The organism is Spirosoma migulaei (genome assembly GCF_054776855.1).
This window is the reverse complement of record NZ_BAAHBG010000006.1, coordinates 161,708-188,177: the sequence shown is the minus strand read 5'-3', so window position 1 is coordinate 188,177 and position 26,470 is coordinate 161,708. Positions and strand designations below refer to the sequence as shown.

The following is a 26,470-nucleotide window of genomic DNA, read 5'->3' as shown; positions in this document are numbered from 1 at the left end:
GCTGACGAAGGAAGCATCTTAAATCGTCCCAACCTAGTTGTTTGGATATCTTAAGATGCTTCCTTCGTCAGCATGACAAAAAGAGCGGTCGTCTTTTCCGATGATAAATTGGGAAAGACGACCGCTCTTGTATAAGTTGCCTGTATGAAAGTTCGCCCATCTGCGCTCATCTGGCGGCAAAACGCCAACCAAACCGAAGTTTTACTGATGCGTTACTGCTACGGCGGTCAGGATGTGTTCGCCTTACCGGGGGGCAACCCCGACCGGGGCGAAATTTTGCCCGAAACCATCGTACGCGAAATCCGGGAAGAATTAGGGGTTTCGGTAGATGTTGGTGAAATGATTCTGGCGGGCGAAATGCTACTGACCCAACGCAACGACGACGTGCTTCACGTTGTATTTGCTGCCCGAAATATCAACGGTGAACCAATCCTGAATCCGGCCGAAACTACGGCCCTGGAATTAATCTGGAAGCCTATAACCGATTTAGCCAGCCTGAATATGTACCCGAACATCGGCGCGAAAATTCTGCCCTGGTTTAGTAGTGCTACCTATTTAGGCTATATCGGGCGTATTGAACAACAGTATTTTGGCTAAGGCGCAAATAGACTACAGCTTTTTATTCAAGAGCCTAAGAAATTGATCATAGTATGCTTATCACAATTCTAAAAACCCTATTCCGCCGAGACCTTGAGCGATTAAAACAGGAGATAGACGCTTATACCGACGAGTCTACATTGTGGTACATCGAAAAAGGAATCGCCAATTCGGCGGGTAATCTGTGCCTGCATTTGATTGGCAATCTGAACACCTACATCGGTGCTGAACTTGGGAAAACGGGTTATATCCGGCATCGGGAGCTTGAGTTTTCGCTGAAAGCTATTCCAAAGGCAGAACTGTTAATGAAGATCGATGAAACCATCAACGTTGTCGATAAAGCACTGGATAGGGTAACGGATGAGCAGCTTAATGATGAATATCCCCAGTTAGTTTTCGACAAAAAGACGTCGACAGGCTATTTGTTGGTTCATTTGACAACGCATCTGACGTATCACCTTGGTCAAATCAATTACCACCGGCGATTACTGGATGTATAATTGCGTTTTTTTGCTGGAATTCAGACATACAATGGACGTATGGACGAGCAATTTAAAACAGAAAGGTTGATTCTTCGGGATTACCGATCTACGGATCTGGAGTCGATACAAGCCTATGTTAGCCAACCAATGGTCGTTCAGTATGCGCCCTGGGGGCCAAATACACTGGCTGATACGCAGGAATTCCTGGAAGAAGTAGAAGAAAGGAAGAACGAAAAGCCACGATTAGCCTATGAATTTGCTATTGAATTAAAAAAGGATGGTCGACAGATAGGCGGTTGTGAACTGGCGATTAGCGAACAAGAGCCTGTGGAAGCTATGTTGGGCTATATACTTCACCCCGACTACTGGGACCAGGGCTATGCTACAGAAGTGACTCGTAAGCTAGTCGAACTGGCTATTCATACCTTCAATGCAAAAACCATCAAGGCCACTTGCGATGAACGTAATAAAGGCTCCATTCGAGTGCTGGAAAAGAGTGGCTTTGTGCTGGAAAAGGTCATCGAAAACGATTTTTTACAAAAAGGGACAATGCGGACCACCTTAGTTTTTCGATACGCTCCTTTGAGGAATTAAACTCCCAACCACCATCGCTATCGTACTGGCGAGCAAGCCCCATAATATCGGGGGAGTTTCCGTAGTTTGCCAAACGCATATTAGCCATACCCCCAGGCCAACAACCATTGCATACAGACATCCTGTGAGCGTAGCACGTTTCCAGTAAATACCCGCCGTTAAGGGCACGAATAGCGAAACAAGACTAAAGGCCGATGATTCACCAACGAGGTCAAAAATGTTTGTATCGCGGGTAGTGCTTATGAGAACGCAAATAATAGTGATGACAACAACTGCCCAGCGAATAGTTTTTAGAAGTCCTTTATCGCTAATGTCAGGCTGAAAAAATTTTATAATGTTTTCCCCAAATACCGTTGCCGGAGCTAGAATTGCTCCGCTTGATACGCTGAGAATAGCCGAAGTTACAGCCCCAAAGAACAATATTTGTAGGGGTAAACTCCCATGCTGCATGACCATATTCGGAATGATGAGCTGGTTGTCTTTAGGTAAATTGGGGTGTAGTAATTTGGCACTCAGGGCAATAAACAGCGGTAGCATAGCTATAGTCACATACATACCCGATGCCACATAAGAAGCGCGAACAGCGGTCTTTTCTGTTTTAGCAGCCATAACACGTTGAAAAACATCTTGTTGGGGAATAGAGCCTAACCCAACAGTTATCCAGGCAGCAATATAAGCCAGCCAGTCTTTGCCTGTTGATTGAGGAAGAAATCGAAAAAAGCCTGCTGGTGTTCGTTTTTCGATTATAGTCCAGCCGCCAACCTCATTCCAAAGAAGAACGCCCAATACTGCCAATGCTAGAATGATGATGAGGTTATGGAAAAAGTCCGTGATAGAGATAGACCACATGCCACCGAGTAAGGTATAAATCATGACGATGGCTGCGCTAGCAATGATGCAATACTCGCGAGGAACATCAGTCACTACACTTAAAACAATACCAATGGCCACAAGCTGAGCAGAAATCCAACTGAAGTAAGATGGGATAACCATTATTGCCGACAATAACTCGGCAGCCCGCCCGTATCGGATACGAAAATAATCGGAAAAAGTCGTGATGTTGAGCCTATAGAGCGGACGAGCGAAAAAGGCACCTACCATAAACAAGCAAAGTGCCGATCCGAACGGCTCTTCAATAACTGAAAGGAATCCGCCTTCTACAAACATAGCCGGGGCACCCATGATTGTTTCAGAGCCAAACCAGGTTGCAAACGTTACCGATGCCGCTAGCATCAAGGGCAATCGCCGACCCGCCAGTACAAAGTCCTGAGAATTGGTTACGCGTCGTGCTGCCCAGGCACCGACGGCAACATTCGATAAAAGATAAAGGGCAATGAAAAAGAGGAGCATGGGATAAACTAGAATCTCTAAAGAACATCCTTTACGAATGTATAGAATATAGCTCAAATTTATGAATTAGGATTAACTCGAAGTTTTGGAATCCGCTCATATCCAGGTAAAACCCACTTGTTAAAAGAATAACTATATTCAAGTCAAATTCATAACTTCCCTTTTTGTGATGATCTGGAGTAACTTAATTCCCTAGCATGCCCCGGATTGTCGAAAGCCAAAATAGCCACCATAACGTCTAAGCCTAATGTCGCGAATACCCACCATTGTTGATTTACTAAAAACAAAGCCTTTTTTAGCCGACTCTCCAACCATTTCCCGTCGCAATTTTGTTCGGCAGGCCTCCCAATCACTGTTGTTAGCCGGTGCAGTTCCTTTATTGTCGCAGTGCCGTACACTAAAGCCATCGCAGACTTCGCAACGTATTGCTATTTTAGGCGCTGGACTAGCGGGCCTTACTGCAGCTTATTACCTTGAAAAAGCTGGTTTAAAACCAGAAATTTACGAGTCATTGGATCGCGTTGGCGGGCGGGTTATGTCGGCAACGAATTTGGTTGCCGATGGAATTACAACTGAGTTAGGTGGTGAATTTATAGACTCAACCCACACTGATATCTTAACATTCTGTAAGGAGTTCGCTTTGCCTTTGCTGGATATGAAAGCGCCTTCAGAAAAGAAACTGGTGGGTATCGATTATTTTTTTGGCGGACGTCGAATCAGTGAGCAGGAGATTATTACAGAATTTCAGCACTACGCGGCTCGTATACAACAAGATACAGATGCCTTGCCCGAGTCGTTGAGCCCTGATCATCCTAAAGTAATCGAATTGGATAATTTATCGATAGACGGCTATTTACACCGCGTTGGCATATCAGGCTGGCTATTTGACGTGCTTAGTACATCTTTCACTAGTGAACTTGGCATCCCATCGGGCGATCAGTCGAGCCTTAATTTGTTAGTGTCCATGAACACGGATACGTCAAATGGTTTTGAGATTTATGGCGACAGTGATGAGCGATATAAAGTAGTTGGAGGTAATGAGCAAATACCAACCGAACTTCGGAAACGGCTTAAAAGTAGTGTAAAAACAGGCCACCATTTAAAACGGATTAGCTCCAGCGGCTCTGGTTATAAGCTTTCTTTTGAAAATGGGCAGGAAGTAAATGCTGATATCGTCGTTATAACACTACCTTTTTCTGTACTGCGCGAAGTAGAAATGGCCATTGAGATGCCAGATCGAAAACGGCGTTGTATTCAACAGCTAGGTTATGGAATGCAGTCAAAACTATTCATTGGCGTTAATCAGCGCGTGTGGCGAGAGAAAGGCTATTCCGGTTATGTATTGAGCGACCAGATTCATAACGGATGGGATAGTAGTCAAATGCAACATGACAACACGGGGCCCGGTGGCTATAGTCTTTTCCTGGGCGCCGATAAAGGGAAAAACCTGGCCATCTCGCAATATGATATGTATTTAGATGAATGCGACAAAGTATTTCCGGGCATGAAGCAGGCTGCCAACGGACGGAAAAATCTTTACAACTGGAATCAAAATCCAATGACGCGCGGGGCTTATGCGTGTTATAAAGTTGGCCAGGTCTCAAGTATTGGTCAAGCTGAAGCACAATCAGTAGGCAACCTGTTTTTTGCAGGTGAACACTGTAGCGATAACTTTCAGGGATTCATGAATGGAGCGGCAGAAACTGGCCGGATGGCGGCAGAAAATATACTAAAAAAATTAGGAGTAGCTTTTACCGTCAACAAGCTTATTAGCCACTGATAAATAGCACAATCTTCTTCTACTATCCTCTGTATGAGCACCTTTATAGCCCAAACTCCCGCACCACCCTACTACGTAGTTGTTTTTACTATAGTCCCATCTGCTGATCTGGAAGGATATGAGGCAATGGGCGGCAAAATGGTCGAATTAGCCTATCAGCAACCTGGATTTCTGGGTATGGAATATGGCGCTGGTGAGGTAGAACTTACTATTTCTTACTGGGAAAACTTAGAATCCATCAATCAATGGCGACAAAATGCCGAGCATATTGTCGCGCGCGATTTAGGGCGTGAGAAATGGTTTCAGGCATTTAAAGTTCGGATTGCTAAGGTAGAGCGGGATTATGAGTTTAGTAGATATTAGCAAAGGAATACTATTAACTTCTTGGGAGCATAAGGTTTTTTAGAAAAAATTTTATGCTCCATTTTTTTTGTTATTGAAAAAGTATTTTTTATATGTAAACTAGTAGAAAATATATTGCTATTAATAATTTTTTTATCTACTGTTTTCGACATTATAATAGAAGATATATTTTATATACATTATGAAGTACATCCATTAATTCGGCTTCAAATATTGTATGGCCATCTCTTCTTAATTTAACTGATACTATTTCTTTAAAGCCTAATCTTTTTATTAGCCTTTGGCCTTGCCTGGAAACAGACATGCAGTATAATTTTTTTATAGAATCGTGCGAACAACCAAAATTAGTTATTATCGTTGGTATTTTTTTTAATAACTCTTTAGTAGCTTCCTTCCCTCCTAAATTAACAACACTTTCAATGTACAAGTAATTAATATATTCTTTTTCTGCTGTTCCCCAAATTCCTTCTTCGGTAATATCTCTTTCTAAAAGACGGCCTTCTAAAAAACTTTTTAATGTCTCTTCTTTTAAAGGTAAAATATTTATGTTTCCTACTACTTCATTATCTTCATCTATTATAACGTAAAAAGAGCATGGGTTTTTTTCATACCAACTTATCAAGGTTTTATAGGGCATGACATCTAGCCCACCATAAATAGTACAGGCAATGTTATATATCTTTCTGATATCGTCGTATTGCGCTAATCTAATATCATAAATATCTTGAAAAACGCTTTCTTTATTTGTATCCCGATTATTTATATAAGCTTCTCTTGTTTTCCTAAAAGCATATAAATAGCAAGCGTTTAAGTTAGAAATCCTACAATTCATATAGTCATTTTTATCAAATAGTTTGACAAAAAAACTTTCTTTTGGGCTTCCTAAAATACTCTTTGGGATTTTATTATCCTTTAAATATATACTTAGTTCAATATCAAAAGAAATAACTAGTCCTGTGTAGGCAGGCTTAAATGTACTACCATTTATTTCATTATAAGTTAAGGGCATATCTTGTTGAAACTCATGATATTTCCTTAATACAGCAGCTCTTATGAATGCCTTCTCTTTGGCATCGATTTTAAGTAAGCTCATGGTTTGGTGTGGTTACAAAAAAATTAAGGGAATACAAGAGGAAGGTAAGAGGAATACTTGACAAGATTAAATAGGAAACATTTGCATAACAATTATTTGATCGGGTACTAAACTAATAAATTTCATTTTTAAAAACCTACTACGATGGCAACTTCGAAACGAGAAGCAGAAAAAAAAGCGCGTGAGATTGTAAATAAGTGGAGTGCTGGTGCAACTGCTGTAAGTTGGATACCAGGTAGCTCTCTTGCCTTAGGATTTGCTGACTTCGGAATGATACGGTCAGTAGCACAAGCGTTTGAAGTAACAGATTTTAACGAAGAGGCTGTGGTTGCATCCTTGGGTGCTGGAGCAGCGGGACGAGGTGCGGCTGAGTGGCTAAGTTTTATTCCTGGACCTGGCTGGATTGCAAAGGCTGTGATTGCCGGAGGGATTACCAAAGGGTTAGGAGAAGCAGTAATCAACTATATGAAGGATCGCACCCCTTTGTATTAAGCCATTTTTTGGGCTTTTCACTTGGTTTTTGAATATAACAAGTACCTATAGTGCCTTTTCCTGTTTAATTTTTCACCTTTAAAACCCATATTGCTATGATTCACATTGCAATCCCTGTTGCAATCGTTGTTGCAGTGAAAGGCTATTTTGCTGCCCATGGACTTTCATTGGTGTAGCCGCTATGAAGGCTGGTTATGAAGCCCATAGAAATGGAGACGACATTGTAGAGGCCGCTATAGAGGCAGGGGCAACAAAAGCAGCTGCTTGTTTGCTAAGAGACTCGCTTCGTCGCTTTGCGTAGCTTGGCAAAGTATGTTGAACGTAGGCATCAGGCTTTGTGTAAAAACTATTTAGGGATAGTAAATTTAGAAGTTGGTAAAAAGAGTAGCGTAGATTTTCAGTATAATTAAATCCTGATAGAGCCTGTAAACTACATCTGTTTACAGGCTTTTTTTGTACTTATCACTTTAAATGGGCCGGTTTCCTTAAAGTTTAGGCGCTCCTGCTAGCTTTAAAACGTCTTTATTTATAGATCATGATAAAATACATAATGAACTAATTCATGTGCCAATAAGTATGTTATTTATCCAACCATTAACGTGTCGGTTTTGCTACTTGAACTTTAGGTAATTTGTGTCGTCGTTTTTTACGATTTTGCCAAGATTTACTTTTACCTGATTTTGATGGATCAATAACTCTTGTAACAATTAGCCAGATAATAGCACCTGTTACAATTATAAAAAAAGTCATATGAGATAAACTAATCGCATTGATTTGGTCTGTTTTATTCGCTAAACCGATTGCATTGATTTGATCTGCTCCTTTCACTCTATGCCAAATATTTATTAGGAAATCTTTTGACCAGCTAGGAAAATATTTACTGTCTATTATTTCTATTACCCATTTATCTGGCTTCACATTGCTCCAGTGAATAGTTCGACCTACTTTTTCGCTTTTATCCGAACTCGATTTGGGGTCTGCTAATTCATCTACAAAAAAATCTCGAATAATCGTATAAAAATTTATTAATCCTAAAATGGTTACAATAATTTGAATGCGTTGCTGGTATCTACTGCTCCTTTCTTCCTGCTTTAATTCTATTTCTTTATCTAGTTGGCCTAATTTTTCTCTCGAAGCTTTTATTCGTTCATCAATCCCGCGAGACTGCATTCCCTGTCTATAAATACCTTGTTCTGTTTTATAATGAAATACATTTGATAAAATATCGTCATTTAATAAATCATCAATTTCGTGTCTGTTCGAAATTAATTCCTGAATTGATAAATCTGATTCGTTATTTCTTAACCTTGCTAATAAAGCATCCAAACGCTTCTCTGCATCAAGCGATACATAATCATTATGAGCTAAAACAGCACTAGGAACTATTAAATAAGGACTGAGGCCAAGAGTTTTCCAAAATGTATTCATTACATCTTCCTCATAACCAAACATTGAAAGAACTCCTCTATTCAAAGCTTGAAATGATTGATCAGTTTTGCTTTCATCTAAAGGCATTAGTGTGTCGTCAATCTCCTCAAGACCCATTCGATCGTAATCGAAAATACCAAGACAGATTCCGCAATAAGCTTTGAAAACATAGTTAGCATACTCTTTTACTGGATTTGAATCATCATCCTCTGAAGCCAAAAGTACGCCCGCTGCTGAATCGTCTTTCTCTTTATTATAAAGTTTGAGATAGGATTTTTTTACTTCACTCCTAATAGATTTTTTCACGTCCTCCAAACTTTGATCTTTTAATTCTTCCCTATTTTTATTCCAGAATTCTTCAAAGTTTTTTGTCTGAAACGCTAATAAATTATCTTCTTCGGCTTCATCAAATGCCCCCGTATCTATTTCTACAATTCCAGATCGAATATTTCTCAATGAAAGTACTCGATCTTCTTCCTTCATTAGTGTGTCAGATTTGCGACCTTGGTTGAACTTATACTTAATTCCGGTTAAATCCTGAAGGAGACTTATTAAATAATCTTGTTTGTTAGAATCATTCATTAAGCTTGATTTATTTGAATAGTTAATGTCGTTAAATTCTTTTATATATAACATATATAGAATTGATGCCCATATTTTTCTAAAAGTTTTGAATAGCTGTTTACTGATTGATATCTTGCTATCTTGCGTGTTGCTGTAGGATTTCGTTTTTTTGTAAATAAAAGAACGAAAAAACGAAAGAACAGCGCGTTTTACTAGCCTTAAAATTTTAAAGGGAAGCTTTATTATCCTTATTGGTAAATTCCATAGAAATAAAAGAAACTTTGCTAGCCATCTTGCCGCTAATTCCTTTCTGGAGGGAATAGAATTTAAGAAGGTATGGTTTGATAAATTATAGCTAAAAGAAATATTTTTTAGCATAGACCGTTTTTTATCCTCACTCTCGTTCTCTTGCGATCCACTAAAAAACTTCATTAATTTAATAATATCGAGCTCTGATATACCATCGAACTTTGGTATATCGTCGTTTTCATTAATATTTTTATCAGTTATTTTCTCATCCTTCTGCTCCCTGGGAGTTAATACCATGTGCCAGATTCTAACATTGCTAGGGAGGAAATACGTGTAACTTAAATGCACCTCCATCTCTAGTTCTCTGGTAAAGGCCATGAAACTATTTATATTTTTATCAGGCCTTTCCTTTTTATTAGGTAACACATAATATGTTTCTTGTCGACCTTCAGATGTGAACTCGAAATGGGAAGGTAATTTTATAGTTACATCGTTACCATTTGGGAGATTAAAGTATTTTGTAAAATAAGGAGGATTCGACTGATATTTATAAGCAAATAAATCTGTTTCAGTTGAGTGTGTGACAATACAGTTGCGAACAATTGGTTTTGGATCTTCTCCCAGATTCCATTCTTCTTTAAGGGTTTCAATAAATTTCCCAAAATTGTTTAAGGTATATTTAGAGGGGGGTCTAACATCATCCTCGAAGCTAATTCCCTCTGGATAAAAATAATCCTCATCAACTATAATCTCAAAGCATACCGCAGCACGTTTATAAAGAAATTTTGGACGTTCAAGTCGAGGAACATTATTTAGATAAAGATCATTAGAATAGTCAGAATAGCGATGATTTTTTAGCGAATAAGCATTTAATTTAATCGGGTTGTAATCTTTACTGGAAAAACCGCTGAGCTCTCTTTCCCAAGAATTAGGATCGTTTGTTAATTTTTCCTTATCAAGTGTATAAAATTTATAAACATCCTCGGTAACTAAATCATATCCATAATCTATGATAAAGGCCATCACCTCTTCTACTTTTACCATCAATGGGTTTGTATTATAAGGAATGAGTGATGGAAATGTGAGTAAAAAATAATTGTGGTCTTGTGTATTTGATTCTAGAAATTCAGAAATTATAGGGCGTTTATAAGCAAATCGAATATGTTTAGCGTCAATATCGTGGAAAAAATCCAGTACATCTGCTGCCTTTTCCTGCTCATTTGAAGTATTAATTAATACGGGATCGTGTGCCTCGTGATAAATTCCTTTAACAAGAGTTTGTCCGTCAGATATAATATTTAAGTCGCGAACAAGCTCGACTAATTTACTGTATTTTATGGTTAGATTTTCAGTACTTTTGTCAGCTGATTTTTGCTTCTCTTTAATTTTATAAGACAGCAAATTTTTAACAATTATTTTTTGCTCATCTTCATCTATATCTGAATCTACCAGTATAGATTCAATGAATAAGCTTTGACTGTATAGGTAATAATTTATTATTAAGCCTCCACTAACTTGACTTTTCCTTGTATTTTTTTCTTTTGTATACTCTTGGTTTTCTTCTACAATTATTGGGCATGCAAAGAGTAAAAAAGTATATACTGCTTGAGTAGAGATTTTCTCTTGTTTAGTTTGTTTATTTAGTTCGACTATATTTTTTTTTCTTTCTATACCTAGGTCTATTTTTTTCTGAATACGATTTTTTATTTCTCTTACCTTTTGAGAGCTAAAATCCTGAAAACGCGGACTAAATAGGCAATCATATTTGTAGATGTTTTTGAAAAAATCATTGACAAATGGCTGAAGCTCAGAGCTATTTAAGTCTTCTTTGGTTTTAATAAGTTTATATTCGTAATTACCTTCTTCGTCTTCTTTAGGCTTTTCTGGTGCCTCAGTATCCGGCCAGTATTTGTCTACTCTTTCTGATAATTTGGTAAACTGTTTAAAAAAATCTTCTAGTTGTAAGCGTGTAGATTTATCCATTGATTAAGAAGAAGGTTAGATAGATAGCCTGTAATCTTAATCAATGAATGTGTTAACCGCAACAATAAACTACTGAATTGATTAAACGTCGATTCCTGGTATGTTGGTAAGTGCTACTGACTGATCATCAACCCGTTGATCGACCAAATTATCATACATTTCCCGAAGAATGTTACGGCCGTCGGCTGCTAAGCCAATTAACTCAGGATGGGTGGGGTCAAGCTTATGCTGGCCTTTAAGTTGCTTTACAGAATTGAAGTCATGAAGGTAATTTGCATAGCCATAGCGAGTCAATGAGGTTGCTTCTTTATTGCGGTCAAGGCTTTTGGCTAGCTCCATGACAAAGCTGATGACTGTTTCAACAGGGATAGAATCGTTTAAGCCTGTTAGCTTTGGAAACGATAGTAGATACAGGTTTGTCACAATACCCTTGTCATCGCCCAGTGGTGGTTGAATGTAGTTAAAATCAATGCGCCGAGCACCCATTCGATCAAAAAACTTAAGTCGTTTGGCGGGGGGCATGGAGTCCTGTTCGGGAAGGGTGTCAAATGGATTATTAGACTCAAATAGAACCGCTTTCACTTGTTGTCCATACTGCTTTGTAAAGAATTTCACTAAGCCAGTCAGCCCTTGTTCGCTTTGTATGAGTGATTCTGCCACTTTTGCCTGATCAGAGCCAATTTTTACGCCACGGAATGCCTGATCAACAAATAGGTACGTTACTAAACCACAAGCACTGTCAGGGTAAAACTCAACAATGCAACCTGCTACAAACTGTTTTACACCCGCTGGGCTAACTAATAAATAAGCCATTAAATGCGTATGAGGGTCATTAGATCCTTCTTGTATACGCTCTTTTATAAATACGGGTTCTTCCAACTCGTCCGGGTCTGGAAAGTTGGAAGGGTCTTCGTAAAGGGCAAAGAAATCATCAATTAATTTAACATGTGCTTGTAGATCCTTAGCTGTAGTAATCCAGACGATTTCGTAGGCGTATTCGGAATATTGATTCACAACGAATGATATTGTATATGGTTTATTAGCTCAAAGTTACTTCGAAGCACATTAGGACAAAAATAACTTTTAACGAATGGTCAAGTTTAAGATTTAATAGGTACTTATTTTCTTCTCAGCTGGAAAGTATACGTGTAATCTAAGCCATATTAGCCATGTAAAATCTGCTTGAAATGAATACGTGCTTTTGAAACGAGATCAAGTTAACTATCAGGAATATCACTAATAAACGCATTGTAATTTGAACAAGTATCAATCGGTAAATACCTCTTTTTTATACTAATAAGAGCTTGTCTAATATAGTTCAATGGATAAAACTCCTGATCAATTGGTGATTGAGGTAAACTTTCAGCCTTATTTACGTCAATATCACCCTTGTTGCCTTGATTAATATAAAGGTTACTATAACTGGTGTGTTTCAAGTTGTCAACTAAATATTTTTCGTACTCATCGTTTAGTATAGGATTTGTACTTTTAGGATTTTCATTTACGCCAGTAATTTTTTCAATTAAGAGTTGCGTTAATTCTTTGATAAATACCGCATTGAAACCTCTTTGCGTAAGATAGTAAGTATATTCTTTGATTTTTTTAACTTGAATCGCTACAAAACGAAATTGATTTCTTAAACTATCAATTAATTCAATAATATTTATAATTTGTTGGTCGTGGTTGGCGATAGAGCTAAATTGATAGAGTGTGTCGAGCAGCTCTATCTGAAGATAAGAACGGTACAAATCAATATCTTCCACAACAAGGCTTTTCTCTTCATGTTGAAGATTAATTGAAAAGTTATTTTTTACTAATTTTTCTCGATCACTGTGCTCTAGTATATTATAGAAATTGAACAAAAAATTAAATATAGTTCCTTTATCTGCTGTTAAATTTTTATTCCTGACAGCATCGGGAAGCATTAGAAAAAATAGATGATATACGCGGTTGCCAAAATCTTCAGGCTCAGTTGATAGCTTTGGCTGCGTATAGGATATGTTAAGCCATTTTGCACCTGCTTTGCGAAAAAAAGCTAACCTTTTTAAGTGATTATTCTCTGAATTAGAATCTACATTACCTCGCTTCAGAATATCTGAGTGATCTGGAGTAAATGCGGGATTTTCTGTTTCCAAGAAAACAGCTTTAAGGCTAACATCAATCAAATTGCTAACTACGTAAGGTAGTACAGTTTGTATAAATGAATAGCCTAAGCCTTTACCTCGCTCACTCTGTTTTGTGAAAATATAAGTTAGTAATAAGCAAACACTTCGATAGTGAAGCTCTAGTATAAAACCTCCTACTACTTCTTTATCTTTTTTTCTTACACAAATAACAAGAATGGTTTGACCGGTAACCTTCTCTAAGCCTTTTACCCGCCTAATCATTCCTTCTGTATCTTCTTTTTCGTCAGGATCAGTAAAAATAGTCGAGTACAGTTCAATAAATTCATTAATAATAGTATCTAAGTCTTTTTCTACTAGATTTAGATCTTTTAATGCCTTTAGGGCACTGGGTTTTATAGATTTACCTGGTAATAGATTGGTTGATTCTTTATATTTTTTATAGGGTGATAAGCTATTGTTTGGTCCAGGTAAATAGATTATGTCATAATCGGTTAAAGCGGATTCAGGGAAATGATAAAATAACTGCATAAAATATAGTTAGCCCAAAAGGTGTAAGCTTATTTACGACATGTTAATAGTTTACTGAAATTGCATATATTTCTTTATACGAATTGGGCATATATAGATGTTAATTTTAACATCTATATATGCCCAATTCGTATAAAGAAATATAGTCTATTGGTAATTTATAATTTCAGTGTTGCGGGCAAATATTTCGCAATCAAGTCTTCGTAATAGGGCTTCAACTCGCTTACAACCGGTGGTTTTGGGCTTTTTGAATACAAATCATACGGATTGAACTTACGCACCCACTTGAATAGCTCATGATCGTGCGCGTCCATCAGGTGATTATACGCTTCCTCGCGGTGTTGCGAGTAGAATGAGTGATAGCGCATCATGTACAGTGCCGGTTCGGGCATGTAATCTTTCATGATCTGGTACAAATACTCATCATGCCCCCAGGACATATGCACGTTGCGCAGGCCACAGTTCGGCTCGTAAACGCCGTATTTGGTGTTATACCGCTCGTCGTAGCTGTCAGGATTGTTAACGAAGAATTCGGGATAAACGATCTTGTCGGAATGCTTGCAACCAACTGGGAACGTATCGCCAACCACAGCCCACTGAGCCTCGCCGAACAGGCAAAGAACTTTGCCCATGTCGTGCAAAAAGCCTGTTAGTACGAACCAGTCTGGATGACCGTCGGCACGGATGGCTTCAGCAGTTTGAAGCAGGTGTTGAAGTTGATCGAGGTCGGTGTCGGGGTCGGAGTCGTCAACAAGGGTGTTCAAAAACTCCATAGCACCCCAAACCGGCAATTCTTTCTTATCGAATTTCAGAAACTCGCGCTCCTTTTCCCGCACGAAATCATAGGTCTGGTACGTGTGATTGAGCCGATAGAACTCACGAACCGTATCACGCTCTGGCGTGTCGTAGTTCCGATAGTCTTCTTTCGACTTATGCTCGGGTTCTGGGTAGCGACTCAGTAGGTCGTCTTCCCACTGATCGAGACTGGTAAGGGGGGCGGTTTCGCTGATCATGACGAACTAAAATTTAGACGGTAAATCTACAAATTTATTACTGTTAATCAGTACAATAGAGCCACAAAATGGACTAAAGTTACTATCGGGTTAATTCATCCAATACCAGGATATTAGCCACTTCATGCTGACCCGAATCAGTAAGGATTTTTAAAACGGCTTCGGCATTGGCTTTGTTATCGGCTTTATTCGAAAAATAGGCCATCAAAAACTTCTTTGATGGTATGCTTACCACATAATTGTTAAAACCACACGTACTACCTGAATGAAACAAAACGGGCTCTGTTGGCTCACGGAAAAACCAGCCAGCCCCATAATAACTACCCGGCTTTGACCGAATGGCTTGCTTCATGCGCGTTATAGCCGCCTTAAGATCAAGTAACGTTCCATTTTGAAGCGCATTGCTCCATTTCTTATAATCGGTAAGCGATGTGTAGACGCCACCATCGCCTTTGGTCGCACTGGTTACGCTCTGGTCTGAGAAAACAAACGTATTCCCTTTTTGCCTGTAACCCATAGCCCGATTAGCCATCGGTTTCCCCGCTTCATAAACAACCGACTGATTCATCGTCAAAGGCTGAAAAATTCGCTCTTGAATAAACGACGCAAATGACTTCCCTGATACTCGTTCGACGATCAATGCCAGCAAACAATAACCAGAGTTACTGTATTGGAACTGGCTCCCCGGCTCAAAATAAAGTGAATCACGATCTTTCAGTAACGTGAGCACATCGGCGTCTACCAATTGTGCTCGCTGGTTGGGATTCATAACCGATTCATAATCCAGAATCCCCGATGAGTGAGTTAGCAAATTTCGTACCTGCACCTTCCGGGCCACTTGCCCGGTAAACTCGGGAAAGAATTTAACCAGCGGATCATCGAGAGATAATTTGTGCTCTTTTTCCAAAAGTAGAACCCCCATTGCCGTAAACTGCTTCGAAACAGACGCCATTCGGAAGTTAGTTTCGGATGTAATCAGCGATTTCTTCTCAACGTTGGCCAGGCCGTATCCTTTCTGATAAACGATTTTACCGTCGATCTCAACCAACAAAGCAGACCCCGGCTGATTGGGTTTTGTCGTGGCCCGCATCAGCGAGTCAAGCCGTTCACGTAGTTGAGCCAGCACAGGAGTTGACATAAGCAGTAGCCCAGCCAGCAGAAATTTCAACATCGATCTTACCAGAAGACAGTGTACAAGACTGCCAAAATACCGAAAATACTAACAGACCCAATGACAAAGGAAGGGGTAACCCGGAATAAACTTCGATCAACAATGATGCCTTTCTGAGGAACATGACTGGCTGGATCAGTTAAGGAGACAAGCACCATTAACAGGATGTCTATGCAGAATACCCAGGTCGTTCGGTGTAGAAACGGGATCGAATCGGCCTGAACACCAACCAGATCCATCACTTCTGGCCAGAATTTGAGTAAAAGCGATAGTGGCAGGGTCAGAAGAGCTACCGTCATCGCGGCTCGGTTGGTAGCCCGTTTCCAAAAGAACCCAAGCAGGAAAATGGCAAAAATACCGGGTGTAATAAAGTTAGTGTATTCCTGAATGTACTGGTACACCTGATCGAGCGAGCGCAACATAGGTGCAATTGAGATCGCTATGGCAAACGATACAATAACAGCCCATCGCCCAACCCTAACCAGTTTCTTATCCGAAGCGTTTTTGTCGATGTACTTTTTATATAGATCGAGGGTAAAAATGGTCGAAATAGAATTGCATTTACTAGCGAGCGAAGCAACAACCGCAGCGGTAAGCGCTGCAAAGGCAAGGCCTTTCATTCCGACAGGTAATAAGTTCATCAATACAGGATAAGCCTGGTCGGGTTTCACCGTTCCCGATGCATCGGTCATGGCTGCGCGGAAAGGCCCGCTTTGGTATAATACAAAGGCTGCAATGCCAGGAATAACGACAATAAGCGGGATCATTAATTTTAGAAATGCCGCAAACAGAATCCCGCTTCGGGCAGTCTTCAGATCGGCGCCTAGCGCCCGTTGCACAATGTATTGATTACAGCCCCAATAGTACAAGTTGTTAAGCCACATGCCACCTGTAACTAACGCCATCCCTGGTAGAACATCGTAATACGGATGCCCTTTGGCAAAGAACATATGAAAGTGGCCATCAGCCCGTTGCCGCAGAGACAATAACCCATTCCAGACACTGGTCATCCCAATGGCGGTATCGCCCGTATCTTTTGCGACTAGCTGTAAGGCTAAATAAGTAATGACTAGTCCACCAAAAATCAGTACAACTACCTGAATTACGTCGGTATACCCAATAACTTTCATCCCACCTAATGTAATAAAAATGGCGAACACGGCTAGTCCAATCGTGCAGACTGTAAAGGAAATGCCTACCAATGACTCAATCGCAATGGCACCCAAATACAAGATAGAGGCAAGGTTGACCAATACATAAACCACCAGCCAGAATATTGCCAGAATCGTACTGACCGTATCGCTGTACCGCTGCGCCAGAAACTGCGGCATAGTGTAAATGTGGTTTCGGAGGTAGATTGGAATGAAAAATACAGCTACGATAATGAGCACAGCCGCTGCGAACCACTCATACGATGAAATGGCTAGCCCCATTGCAAAGCCTGAACCCGCCATACCAATGAAATGCTCTGCCGAAATATTTGAGGCTATCAGTGAAGCCCCAATAGCCCACCAGGTTAAGGAGCCCTCTGCCAGAAAGAAATCTGTGGTGCTCATTTGGGATGAGCGTTTTCGCTGGTAGATCCAATAGCCGTAGCCAACAACGATGATAAAATAGATTAAGAAAACGATGTAATCGGCTGTAGCGAGATGATTCATACGGGTGGGTAAAATGAAAAAACCTAGGTAACTTGTCACTAAAGCAAGTCACCTAGGTTTTTCTAATGTAACGCGGACAAGATGTCCGCATAGTAATATGGCCTGTACGTTTTCTCTTTGCGGACAAGATGTCCACGTTACTCCTTACAGTTTACTAAAATCAAACGTCTCTAAAAAGGCTGTAGTAAACTGTCCAGAGCGGAATTTAGGATCGTCCATCAGTTTAATATGAAACGGAATCGTGGTTTTTATGCCTTCGATTACGAATTCCTGCAAAGCACGTTTCATACGCGTAATAACCTCATCTCGCGACTGGCCCGACACAATTAATTTCGCAATCATGGAGTCATAATTCGGCGGAATGGTATAGCCGCTATAAACGTGGCTATCGATTCGAACGCCATGACCACCCGGGAAATGCAGGTTCGTGATTTTGCCCGGTGATGGCCGGAAACCGTTGGCCGGGTCTTCGGCATTAATCCGACACTCCATGGCAAAGAGTTTCGGGGTATAATTTCGGCCTGAAATTTCAGCCCCAGCCGCCACTTTAATTTGTTCTTTGATCAGGTCGAAATCCGTAACTTCTTCGGTTATTGGGTGCTCTACCTGAATCCGGGTGTTCATTTCCATGAAATAAAACTCTCCATGTTTATCAACCAGAAACTCTACCGTTCCGGCACCTTCATAGCCAATGGCCTGTGCCCCTTTGATAGCCGCTTCGCCCATACGCTGCCGAAGATCGTCGGAAACAATGGGAGAGGGTGTTTCCTCCACTAATTTCTGGTGTCGACGCTGAATGGAGCAATCACGCTCCGACAAGTGGCAAACTTTGCCATACTGATCCCCTACGATCTGAATTTCAATATGGCGAGGCTCCTCAACGAATTTTTCCAGATAGAGGCCATCGTTGCCAAACGCAGCGCCAGCTTCTGTACGGGCATCATTCCAGGCTTTCTCAAAATCAGCTTCAGACCGGACAATACGCATACCACGACCACCTCCGCCCGCTGTTGCTTTCACAATAACGGGATAGCCCATCCCGGCCGATAATTTCTTGCCCTGCTCAACCGATTCGAGCAGACCGTCGGAACCCGGAATGACCGGAACACCGGCAGCACGCATAGTTGCTTTTGCCGTGGCTTTATCGCCCATGCCGTTGATCTGCTCGGCAGTAGCGCCAATAAACTTAATACCGTAATCCGCGCAGATTTGCGAGAACTCAGCATTTTCAGATAGAAATCCGTAACCAGGGTGAATAGCATCGGCACCGGTTACTTCGGCGGCCGAAATAATATTGGGAATGCTTAGGTAAGACTGTTTACTAGTGGGTGGACCAATACAAACAGCTTCATCGGCAAAACGTACATGTAAACTATCGCGGTCGGCAGTTGAGTAAACGGCCACCGTTTTAATGCCCATTTCGCGGCAAGTGCGGATAATTCGCAACGCGATTTCTCCCCGGTTGGCGATTAATATTTTCTTAAACATGGTCTAAGTGAATGAGTGAATGAGCGAATGAGCGAATGAGTGATTGAGTGAATGAATAGCTGATGCATGCCTACATTCACTCAATCACCGCTCCGGCGGCCCGGTCATTCGCTCATTCACTCATTAAATTAAATGGGTTCTACCAAAAACAGCGGTTGGTCGTATTCGACTGGAGTGGCATTTTCTACCAGAATCTTCACGATGCGGCCCGATACTTCCGACTCGATTTCGTTGAAGAGCTTCATGGCTTCGATGATGCAAACAACTTTGCCTTCGGTGACACTATCACCCACTTCTACAAACATGGGCGATTCTGGATTCGCCGACCGATAGAAGGTGCCAATCATCGGCGATTTGATGGTGATGTAGTTCGACGTATCAGCTTTTGGTGCCGATACTACTGGCGTGGCCGCAGCTGTTGGCATGCTAGCTACCGGAGCCGCCTGTGCAACTGGAGCCGGAGCTGCTGGTGCAGCAACGGGAGCGACAGGAGCGCCTTGTCCATACCGTTTGACGCTGATTTTCAGGTCAGTTGTTTCGATATTGACTTCATCCAGGCCCGATTGCGAGATAAAGTCGATTAGTTGTTGAATATCTTGTGTACTCATAGCTTTTGGATGATGACCGGGTCGCCGGAGCGATGATGAATTATGAATGACAATCAGCTTGGTATACTCATCATTTATAATTCATCATTCAAAAACTTATTTCACTCGTTCTACGTAATCGCGTGTGCGGGTATCAACCCGTATTTTTTGACCAGATTCGATAAATAGCGGCACCATAATTTTAGCTCCCGACTCTACTTCAACCCGCTTTTTGGGGCTGTTGGCTGTATCGCCTTTGATGCCTGGTTCGGCATAGGTTACTTCCAGCTCAACGAACGGTGGTAACTCACAGGAAAGGGGTGTGTCGGCATCGGCATTGATCAGAATTTCGACCTCCTGGCCTTCTTTCATCAGATCAGCTCCTTCAACAAGTTTTTCGTCGAGGTTGATTTGATCAAATGACTCCTGATCCATGAAGTTATACCCGGATTCATCTTTGTAAAGATATTGGAATTTTCGGCGTTCAACACGCACAGGGTAGATTGTTGCTCCCGAGTTGAAGGTATTATCAATCACGCGACCCGTTGTCAGGCTTTTCAGTTTGGTACGTACGAACGCAGCACCTTTGCCTGGCTTAACGTGTTGAAATTCTGTTATTTGAAAAAGGTCGTTGTTGTAATTTAAGACCAGTCCGTTGCGGATATCTGCGGTCGTTGCCATTTTTTATTAATGAATAATGATTAATGTAAAATGAATAATAAAACAGAAACTGAGCTAACGTGTTTGGTTAAGCCCATTATACATTGTTCATTACCCATTTAAGAGTTAATAGGCCCACTTCACATAAGCGGCTCCCCAGGTAAAGCCTCCACCAAAAGCGGCTAACACTAAATTGTCGCCCTTTTTGAGCTGAGACTCGTAATCGAATAAGCACAGTGGAATCGTGGCTGCTGTCGTGTTGCCATACTTATGGATATTCATCATGACCCGCTCCGACTCGATTCCCATTCTGTGTGCAGTGGCATCAATGATACGTTTATTTGCCTGGTGAGGCACTAGCCAAGCGACATCAGACCCTGAAAGGCGATTACGCTCCATGATCTCTGCTGATACGTCTGCCATGTTTTTCACGGCGAACTTAAAGACAGAAGGCCCATCCTGATAAACGTAGTGCCAGCGTTTTTCTACCGTTTCGTGGGTGGGTGGGTAACGGCTACCCCCGGCCTTCTGGAATAAATGGTTTTGCCCAATTCCATCCGATTTGATAATAGAATCCAGGATGCCAAAGCCATCGGCATTCGGTTCGAGCATGACAGCACCGGCTCCATCGCCAAACAGGACACAGGTAGTCCGGTCCGTATAATCGACAATAGCCGACATCTTATCGGCTCCAACAACCACTACTTTTTTATACTTACCTGTTTCAATAAATTGGGAACCAACGGTAAGTGCATATAAGAAACCCGAGCAAGCTGCCTGAATATCGAAACTTCCGACATTTCGAATACCAACCATATCGCAGATGAGATTGGCGGTACAGGGGAACACATAATCGGGGGTGGTAGTGGCGCAGATGAGTAAATCGACTTCTTCCGGCTTAATGTTAAGCTTTTCCAGCAAACCTGCCACAGCCTTTGCACCCATGTGCGAAGAACCCATGCCTTCGCCTTTCAGAATATGTCGTTCTTTAATACCGGTGCGGCTTGTAATCCATTCATCATTTGTATCCACCATACGCTCCAATTCGGCATTGGTCAGCACATAGTCGGGAACGTAGCCGTGGATTCCTGTTATGGCAGCTTTACTCATAAGTGATATTGGAAAGTTTTCAGTTTACGGTTTATCGTTAGCTGACGCATCCTTACTATACTATCATGCGATAGCCAACTGTAAACTGTAAACAGCAAACTAACTCAGTGCTTGTGCAATTTTAGTGTATGCATTGGACTCAACCTGCCGGATGGCCAGGTTAATCATGTTTTTTATGGCTAAGGGCGACGAGATTCCGTGGGCGATAATCACATTGCCATTAACGCCCAAAATTGGGCTCCCACCCACAGATTCATAATTGGTTTTATCCAGGAATTCATCGCTGATACCACGTTGGCTGGCAACCTTATAAAAGGATTCCCCTAATTTAAACATGGTATTGCCCGTAAAGCCATCCGTTATAATTACATCGGCTTTTCCTTCAAAGAAGTCTCCCCCTTCAATATTTCCAACAAAATTAATTCGACGATTTTCTTTCAGTAGTTGATGTGCCGCCTGTGCAACGAGTGACCCCTTTTGCTCTTCCGAACCAATATTCATCAAGGCAACCCGAGGCTGGTCAATGCCAAAAATATATTGGGCGTAGATCGAGCCCACCACGCCAAATTGAGCCAGCATTTCGGGCTTACAATCAGCATTGGCTCCAATATCGAGCATAACTGCATAGCCGCCAGTTAATTGCGGAACAAAACCCGCAATACATGGACGCAAAATGCCTTCAATCGCTTTAATACTGAACAGAGCACCTACGTGCATTGCTCCCGTATTACCAGCACTGCAAAACGCGTTGACCTGGCCGTCTTTCAAAAGCTTAAACCCAACTCCAATACTGGAATTGGGCTTCTGTGAGAGCGCCTTGGTCGGATGCTCACTCATTTCGATAACGTCCTCTGCGTTGACCAGTTCAATGTTGGCAACTGCATCTGCACTGTGCTTTTGCATGAGCTCCTGAACAACAGACTGCTTTCCAATCAGCACAATAGTTACATGTTCCGGCAATTCAGCAGCGGCCAGTATAACTCCTTCCACAATTGCTTCGGGAGCGAAATCGCCACCCATTGCGTCCACTGCAATTTTCATTGACTCGGTTTGTTCAATATCTCCCAGGTAAGCTGGATTATAAACTAAATACGCGTAAAAATAGGGAGGTGACGGGCAATAAAAAAGTATTTCGCGTTCATCTTCGGAAAGACGTCAACGAAATACTTTTCAGCAATCAGTAAGATTTAGGCCGTTTTGGCGTAATTCTCAATAACCATTTGCCCTTTGTAGAACAGATTTCCTTCAAAAACGTGGGCGTGGTGGCGCTGATGCACTTCGCCTGTTTGAGCGTCGGTTGAAAGAGCTACTGGGGTAGCTTTGTAATGTGTTCTGCGTTTATCGCGCCGGGTGCTGGAGTGGCGTCGTTTGGGGTGTGCCATTGTTAAGTTTGTAGTTTATAGTTTACGGTTTGTAGTCCATTATTGAAGGTGCAGTAACAACTTCAAACCACGAACGTCAAACGAATTAATTATCACTCAGTTTTCGCAAAGCGGCCCAGCGGGGGTCAATAGTCTGCTGGTCGTCTGCATCGTTACTTTCTACGTCACCGGAACGATAAATAACTTTACCGTTTTCTTCATCCTCCTCCTCTTCTTCGTCCCGGAAACGAGGGTGAAGTCGTTTCATAGGAAGTGAAAGGCTAATGAACTCAAAAATGTAGCGGGCTACATTAATCGTTGTTGTATTCCGTTCGATAAGCTCGATTTCGTCGCTCAACTCTTCGTTGTGGTCGCCGAACTTAAGCAACATTGATTGACGGGTATCAACAGGCTCATCGTATTCGTCCAGACTCCGATCGCAGGTTTGTTCAACTACCCCTACGATATGAAAATCAAGCCGAATCATCGTTTCGGATTTCTCAAGTACCAAATGTGTCTTAACAGTACCAGCCTTGATCAATTCCTGCTCCAGCGCGACAAAAAACGAGTTGTCCGACGTGAAATCGTACTCGTAACGTTTGTTGTCAAGACCGACAATATGAATGTCGTATGCGCGTAATGGGTTCACTTCGATTGGTCGATCCAAAATAAGACCGCAAAGGTACGAATTGTTTGTTAATCAGGAAAGTGATGTGTTAAAAAAGGTTCACGACAAGTTTTTTTTGACAGGATTACAGGCTCAATAGGGTTTTTATTGAGCGGAAATCCAGTTAATCCTGCGAGAGAAGCATTGATGTTGTCATTAAAATTAAATTTGCTCACTATCCAGTTTGGCTAAATACTGGCTGTTTGCAATGCTTTTTATGATCCTAACCATACTTACACTTACTTCTTTTGCCATTCTGGTACGTATTCTGGTCAATCCATTAGCCAATGTGTTTCAAAAACAACTGGCACAACGGACAGCAGACCCTCTTTTCATTATGTCGGTAACGTACGGGGTTTTAATGGCAGTTAGTCTTGTATTCTGGCCACAACTCCGTTTAGTAGGATTATCCACTGAATTTTGGCAAAGTATGCTGGTGAGCAGCCTGTTTGCTATGTTTGGAAATGTGTTTCTGGTGCGAGCCATTCACATCGGCGATTTGTCGGTACTGGGGCCGATTAATGCCTATAAGGCCGTTGTGGGCATGTTGTTCAGTATTTTTTTACTGAATGAAATCCCTGGCTGGTGGGGCGTAGCGGGTGTATTGCTGATTGTGGCGGGGAGCTATGTTGTGTTAAATGATAAGGAACAGCGTGTCAGGCAGTCTGGTTTTTTAGGTGTTATCGGGCTAGTTAAGCGACCAGAGGTGAAGTTACGGTTAGTGGCTCTCGTACTATCGGCCATTGATGGGGCATTTCTAAAGAAAGCCATTATCCTTTCAACGCCGACCATCGCTTTTTTTTACTGGTGCTTATTGGGTTTTGGGTTTACCCTGATCTGGATTATACGAACCATGGGCACCACATGGCGCGGGCAGATTACGGTGTTTCTTGCACAGAAAACAACTTACCTGGCTTTATGTGTCACTATTGGTGTATCACAGATGGCGAGTAATATTGCGCTGGCGGCTATGCCGGTTGGGTATGTATTAGCCCTGTTTCAGATATCAGCCTTAGTCAGTGTTTTATTCGGATACCAGTTTTTTCGTGAGCAAGGAATCCTGCGGAAACTCATTGGGGCAGGCATTATGGTGGGTGGGGCTGCACTAATTACAGTACTTGGGTAAGTAAGCTTGGGATTCTGTGATTTGTCTGAATAACTATCTGTCTGGATTGTGAGTTACTCTTATCTAACTATTCTACTACTATGGCACAATACCAACTTGTTGAGAAACATACGATTGAACACCATAATGAATATTATGAGGTGCGCACAACGCAGAATGATGATCAGTCTAAAAGCTTGTTCTTCACAACAAACGAAGAAAATCTGGAAGACGTAGCAGCCGCGATTGTTGCTGAGCGCATACCCGGTGCAAAACACTGGACGGTGATTCCACACCGTAAAGATAGTTAGCAGACGAGCTATACTAACTAAATAGTAGTGATCCGTTAGGTTACGAATTGACCTGTTTTTTCAGGCAGGTGCAAAATTTTAATGAATAGTTAAACATTTTTGCTTGATTATAGTTAGGCCAAATCTTATCTTCACCCTACAAATAGTGCCCCATCATGAAAGATGGATTGCTACCGTAACGTGTGAAGATGAAGATTGGCCAAACTCTATGCTTAATGGGCTTGCTGATCGGGATGGCTTGCCTGACGGCGCCCGCCCAGACGCTGACCGCTGCCCAGACTCGTACCGATTTTACTTACCTTAAGCGTAAACTGGATCTGTTGCATCCGGGCATGGGTTATTATACACCCCAACCGCGTATGGAGCAACTTTACGATTCGCTCTATAACCGGCTAACTGCGCCGATGGATTACCTTACGTTTTTTCACCATCTCAGTCCATACGTTACGGCACTGAAAGACGGGCATACAAACCTGAATCACCGCAAAAACTATATTGGGAAGCAGACTCGTTTCCTGCCATTTTATATTCGACCCGTCGATACCAGGTATTTTATCAGTCATAATGTTTCGGCCGATACGAGCCTTCAGCGCGGTACGGAACTGCTTACCATAAATGGCCGTACCATAGGCGATTTGCATACCGAACTAATGAATTCCGACCACTCCGGCTCCGATGGTGATAATTTAACCGGACGCCGACAGTGGAGCCTGGTGCAATTTGCTGACTATTATGCAGCCTGGTATGGTTCTGCCGATTCAGTTTCGATTACGTACCGGCTTTCGGGCGATACGCTGGTTCGACAAACTCGCCTGCGCTGCCCGAATCTGAGTAATTTTCGGACAACGATACGACGTCGATACGGTGTTGAGATGAATCAGCCGGCCAACCTATCCGTCCGGGTTGTAGATACACTTACGCATACGGCTGTGTTACGCGTGTCGTCTTTTATGGGCTTGAAAAAGAAAGACCCGTTTCAGTGGGCATTTAACCGACGTTTGAAGCGGGCTTTTAAACAACTCCGTCAAGACAATATCCAGAACCTTGTTGTTGATATGCAGGGGAATGGGGGAGGAGTGGTGCTGAATTCAGCCCGATTACTACGCTATTGGATGCCAAAGCCGTTCCGACTCATGCAGCAGGAGGAAATGAAACGGGCTGCCAAAGCTGAGCTTATTACCCGTTGGAATCCGCTATCGGTACTCAATTTTAGCCTCCAATATAAATCCGATGATGCGGGTGGTTTTGCCAGTCGCTCGTCACACCGGCGTTATCGACCTCGTCATAAGGATGCATTTATGGGAAATCTGTATTTCCTGATGAACGGTGCATCTTTTTCGGCAACGACGACTGTTTTGGCCAAAACGCTTGATGCCGGCATGGGAACGTTCATTGGCGAAGCCAGCGGGAGCGCGTATTGGGGAGATTTTGCAGGTCACTTTAAAACCGTAACCCTGCCTTATTCTAAGCTTCAGGTTCGGATTCCACTAAAAAAACTAACCCATGCGGTTGTGCCAGATCGGGCAAATGGTTTTACGGTTGAACCCGATTTTACGGTTACACGTAGTTACGATGATCTGATGAGTAACCGAGATTATGTGCTCGACTACACACTCCGGTTGATTCAGCAGGGGGTAGTTGCTCGTAAACCAATTTTATCCCGACCTTTGCAGGCGTCTTTGCCGTTGCCTGCTATACAAGAATAGACAA

At 41.9% G+C, this 26,470-nt stretch carries 24 protein-coding genes; 9 read left to right on the top strand and 15 right to left on the bottom strand.

Annotation, left to right across the window (positions count from 1 at the left end):
• The first annotated feature begins 144 nt into the window (after nt 1–144).
• The 3 genes from ACYVGO_RS08885 to ACYVGO_RS08875 are packed head-to-tail and all read left to right on the top strand — an operon-like array spanning nt 145 to nt 1,673.
• Entirely contained in the window at nt 145–597 is a 453-nt protein-coding gene (locus tag ACYVGO_RS08885) for an NUDIX domain-containing protein (protein WP_460968954.1), read from the top strand.
• 53 nt (nt 598–650) lie between these two features.
• On the top strand, nt 651–1,097 hold the full coding sequence (locus ACYVGO_RS08880) for a DinB family protein (protein WP_460968953.1): 447 nt from the start codon (nt 651–653) through the stop codon (nt 1,095–1,097).
• Nucleotides 1,098–1,136: 39 nt separating this feature from the next.
• The gene (locus ACYVGO_RS08875; protein WP_460968952.1) at nt 1,137–1,673 is read left to right on the top strand and encodes a GNAT family N-acetyltransferase; all 537 of its coding nucleotides are present in this window, start codon (nt 1,137–1,139) and stop codon (nt 1,671–1,673) included.
• On the opposite strand, the gene ACYVGO_RS08870 is transcribed toward ACYVGO_RS08875, so the two are convergent.
• Complete coding sequence (locus ACYVGO_RS08870) at nt 1,641–3,023, bottom strand: high affinity choline transporter 1 (RefSeq protein WP_460968951.1); 1,383 nt, start codon at nt 3,021–3,023, stop codon at nt 1,641–1,643. The two genes, ACYVGO_RS08875 and ACYVGO_RS08870, sit on opposite strands and share 33 nt — an antisense overlap.
• Nucleotides 3,024–3,270: 247 nt before the next feature.
• Here ACYVGO_RS08870 and ACYVGO_RS08865 point away from each other — a divergent pair, with 247 nt between their 5' ends.
• Both ACYVGO_RS08865 and ACYVGO_RS08860 read left to right on the top strand, forming a co-directional pair.
• Nucleotides 3,271–4,803, top strand: a complete 1,533-nt coding sequence (locus ACYVGO_RS08865) for a flavin monoamine oxidase family protein (RefSeq protein ID WP_460968950.1) — start codon at nt 3,271–3,273, stop codon at nt 4,801–4,803.
• 33 nt (nt 4,804–4,836) lie between these two features.
• The gene (locus ACYVGO_RS08860) at nt 4,837–5,166 is read left to right on the top strand and encodes an antibiotic biosynthesis monooxygenase family protein (RefSeq protein WP_460968949.1); all 330 of its coding nucleotides are present in this window, start codon (nt 4,837–4,839) and stop codon (nt 5,164–5,166) included.
• Nucleotides 5,167–5,317: 151 nt separating this feature from the next.
• Here the strand turns inward: ACYVGO_RS08860 and ACYVGO_RS08855 are convergent, their stop codons facing one another.
• A complete protein-coding gene (locus ACYVGO_RS08855) occupies nt 5,318–6,259 on the bottom strand; it encodes a hypothetical protein (RefSeq protein ID WP_460968948.1) in 942 nt (313 codons plus the stop codon).
• A 144-nt stretch (nt 6,260–6,403) separates the two neighbouring features.
• Between ACYVGO_RS08855 and ACYVGO_RS08850 the strand changes: the two genes are divergently transcribed.
• Complete coding sequence (locus ACYVGO_RS08850) at nt 6,404–6,751, top strand: hypothetical protein (protein WP_460968947.1); 348 nt, start codon at nt 6,404–6,406, stop codon at nt 6,749–6,751.
• Nucleotides 6,752–7,345: 594 nt separating this feature from the next.
• Here the strand turns inward: ACYVGO_RS08850 and ACYVGO_RS08845 are convergent.
• The 13 genes from ACYVGO_RS08845 to ACYVGO_RS08785 form a co-directional block, all read right to left on the bottom strand.
• Nucleotides 7,346–10,975, bottom strand: coding sequence for a hypothetical protein (locus ACYVGO_RS08845; RefSeq protein WP_460968946.1), 3,630 nt, complete (start codon nt 10,973–10,975; stop codon nt 7,346–7,348).
• An 81-nt stretch (nt 10,976–11,056) separates the two neighbouring features.
• Nucleotides 11,057–11,989, bottom strand: a complete 933-nt coding sequence (locus tag ACYVGO_RS08840) for a hypothetical protein (RefSeq protein ID WP_460968945.1) — start codon at nt 11,987–11,989, stop codon at nt 11,057–11,059.
• 203 nt (nt 11,990–12,192) lie between these two features.
• A complete protein-coding gene (locus ACYVGO_RS08835; RefSeq protein WP_460968944.1) occupies nt 12,193–13,629 on the bottom strand; it encodes a hypothetical protein in 1,437 nt (478 codons plus the stop codon).
• 158 nt (nt 13,630–13,787) lie between these two features.
• Nucleotides 13,788–14,642 (bottom strand): inositol oxygenase family protein, encoded by an 855-nt coding sequence (locus tag ACYVGO_RS08830; protein WP_142776338.1) that lies wholly within the window; start codon nt 14,640–14,642, stop codon nt 13,788–13,790.
• Nucleotides 14,643–14,724: 82 nt separating this feature from the next.
• Nucleotides 14,725–15,780, bottom strand: coding sequence for a serine hydrolase domain-containing protein (locus tag ACYVGO_RS08825; protein WP_460968943.1), 1,056 nt, complete (start codon nt 15,778–15,780; stop codon nt 14,725–14,727).
• 38 nt (nt 15,781–15,818) lie between these two features.
• Nucleotides 15,819–17,471, bottom strand: a complete 1,653-nt coding sequence (locus tag ACYVGO_RS08820) for a sodium:solute symporter family transporter (protein WP_142776336.1) — start codon at nt 17,469–17,471, stop codon at nt 15,819–15,821.
• Nucleotides 17,472–17,615: 144 nt separating this feature from the next.
• Entirely contained in the window at nt 17,616–18,959 is a 1,344-nt protein-coding gene (gene accC, locus ACYVGO_RS08815) for an acetyl-CoA carboxylase biotin carboxylase subunit (RefSeq protein WP_142776335.1), read from the bottom strand.
• A gap of 128 nt (nt 18,960–19,087) precedes the next feature.
• The gene (accB, locus tag ACYVGO_RS08810; protein WP_142776334.1) at nt 19,088–19,567 is read right to left on the bottom strand and encodes an acetyl-CoA carboxylase biotin carboxyl carrier protein; all 480 of its coding nucleotides are present in this window, start codon (nt 19,565–19,567) and stop codon (nt 19,088–19,090) included.
• Between the two features lie 96 nt (nt 19,568–19,663).
• Nucleotides 19,664–20,227 carry an elongation factor P gene (gene efp / locus ACYVGO_RS08805; protein ID WP_142776333.1) on the bottom strand — a complete coding sequence of 188 codons (564 nt, stop codon included), beginning with the start codon at nt 20,225–20,227 and terminating at the stop codon, nt 19,664–19,666.
• 105 nt (nt 20,228–20,332) lie between these two features.
• Nucleotides 20,333–21,316, bottom strand: coding sequence for a beta-ketoacyl-ACP synthase III (locus ACYVGO_RS08800; protein ID WP_460968942.1), 984 nt, complete (start codon nt 21,314–21,316; stop codon nt 20,333–20,335).
• Between the two features lie 99 nt (nt 21,317–21,415).
• Nucleotides 21,416–22,357, bottom strand: a complete 942-nt coding sequence (gene plsX, locus ACYVGO_RS08795) for a phosphate acyltransferase PlsX (RefSeq protein WP_460968941.1) — start codon at nt 22,355–22,357, stop codon at nt 21,416–21,418.
• A gap of 146 nt (nt 22,358–22,503) precedes the next feature.
• A complete protein-coding gene (gene rpmF, locus ACYVGO_RS08790; RefSeq protein WP_142776330.1) occupies nt 22,504–22,698 on the bottom strand; it encodes a 50S ribosomal protein L32 in 195 nt (64 codons plus the stop codon).
• A gap of 85 nt (nt 22,699–22,783) precedes the next feature.
• The gene (locus ACYVGO_RS08785; RefSeq protein ID WP_142776329.1) at nt 22,784–23,326 is read right to left on the bottom strand and encodes a YceD family protein; all 543 of its coding nucleotides are present in this window, start codon (nt 23,324–23,326) and stop codon (nt 22,784–22,786) included.
• Nucleotides 23,327–23,561: 235 nt separating this feature from the next.
• On the opposite strand from ACYVGO_RS08785, the gene ACYVGO_RS08780 reads away from it, so the two are divergent.
• The 3 genes from ACYVGO_RS08780 (at nt 23,562) to ACYVGO_RS08770 (ending at nt 26,466) form a co-directional block, all read left to right on the top strand.
• Nucleotides 23,562–24,470 carry an EamA family transporter gene (locus ACYVGO_RS08780; RefSeq protein ID WP_460968940.1) on the top strand — a complete coding sequence of 303 codons (909 nt, stop codon included), beginning with the start codon at nt 23,562–23,564 and terminating at the stop codon, nt 24,468–24,470.
• A gap of 80 nt (nt 24,471–24,550) precedes the next feature.
• Nucleotides 24,551–24,760 (top strand): hypothetical protein, encoded by a 210-nt coding sequence (locus ACYVGO_RS08775; RefSeq protein WP_142776327.1) that lies wholly within the window; start codon nt 24,551–24,553, stop codon nt 24,758–24,760.
• Between the two features lie 188 nt (nt 24,761–24,948).
• A complete protein-coding gene (locus tag ACYVGO_RS08770; protein WP_142776326.1) occupies nt 24,949–26,466 on the top strand; it encodes a S41 family peptidase in 1,518 nt (505 codons plus the stop codon).
• Nucleotides 26,467–26,470: the final 4 nt, after the last annotated feature.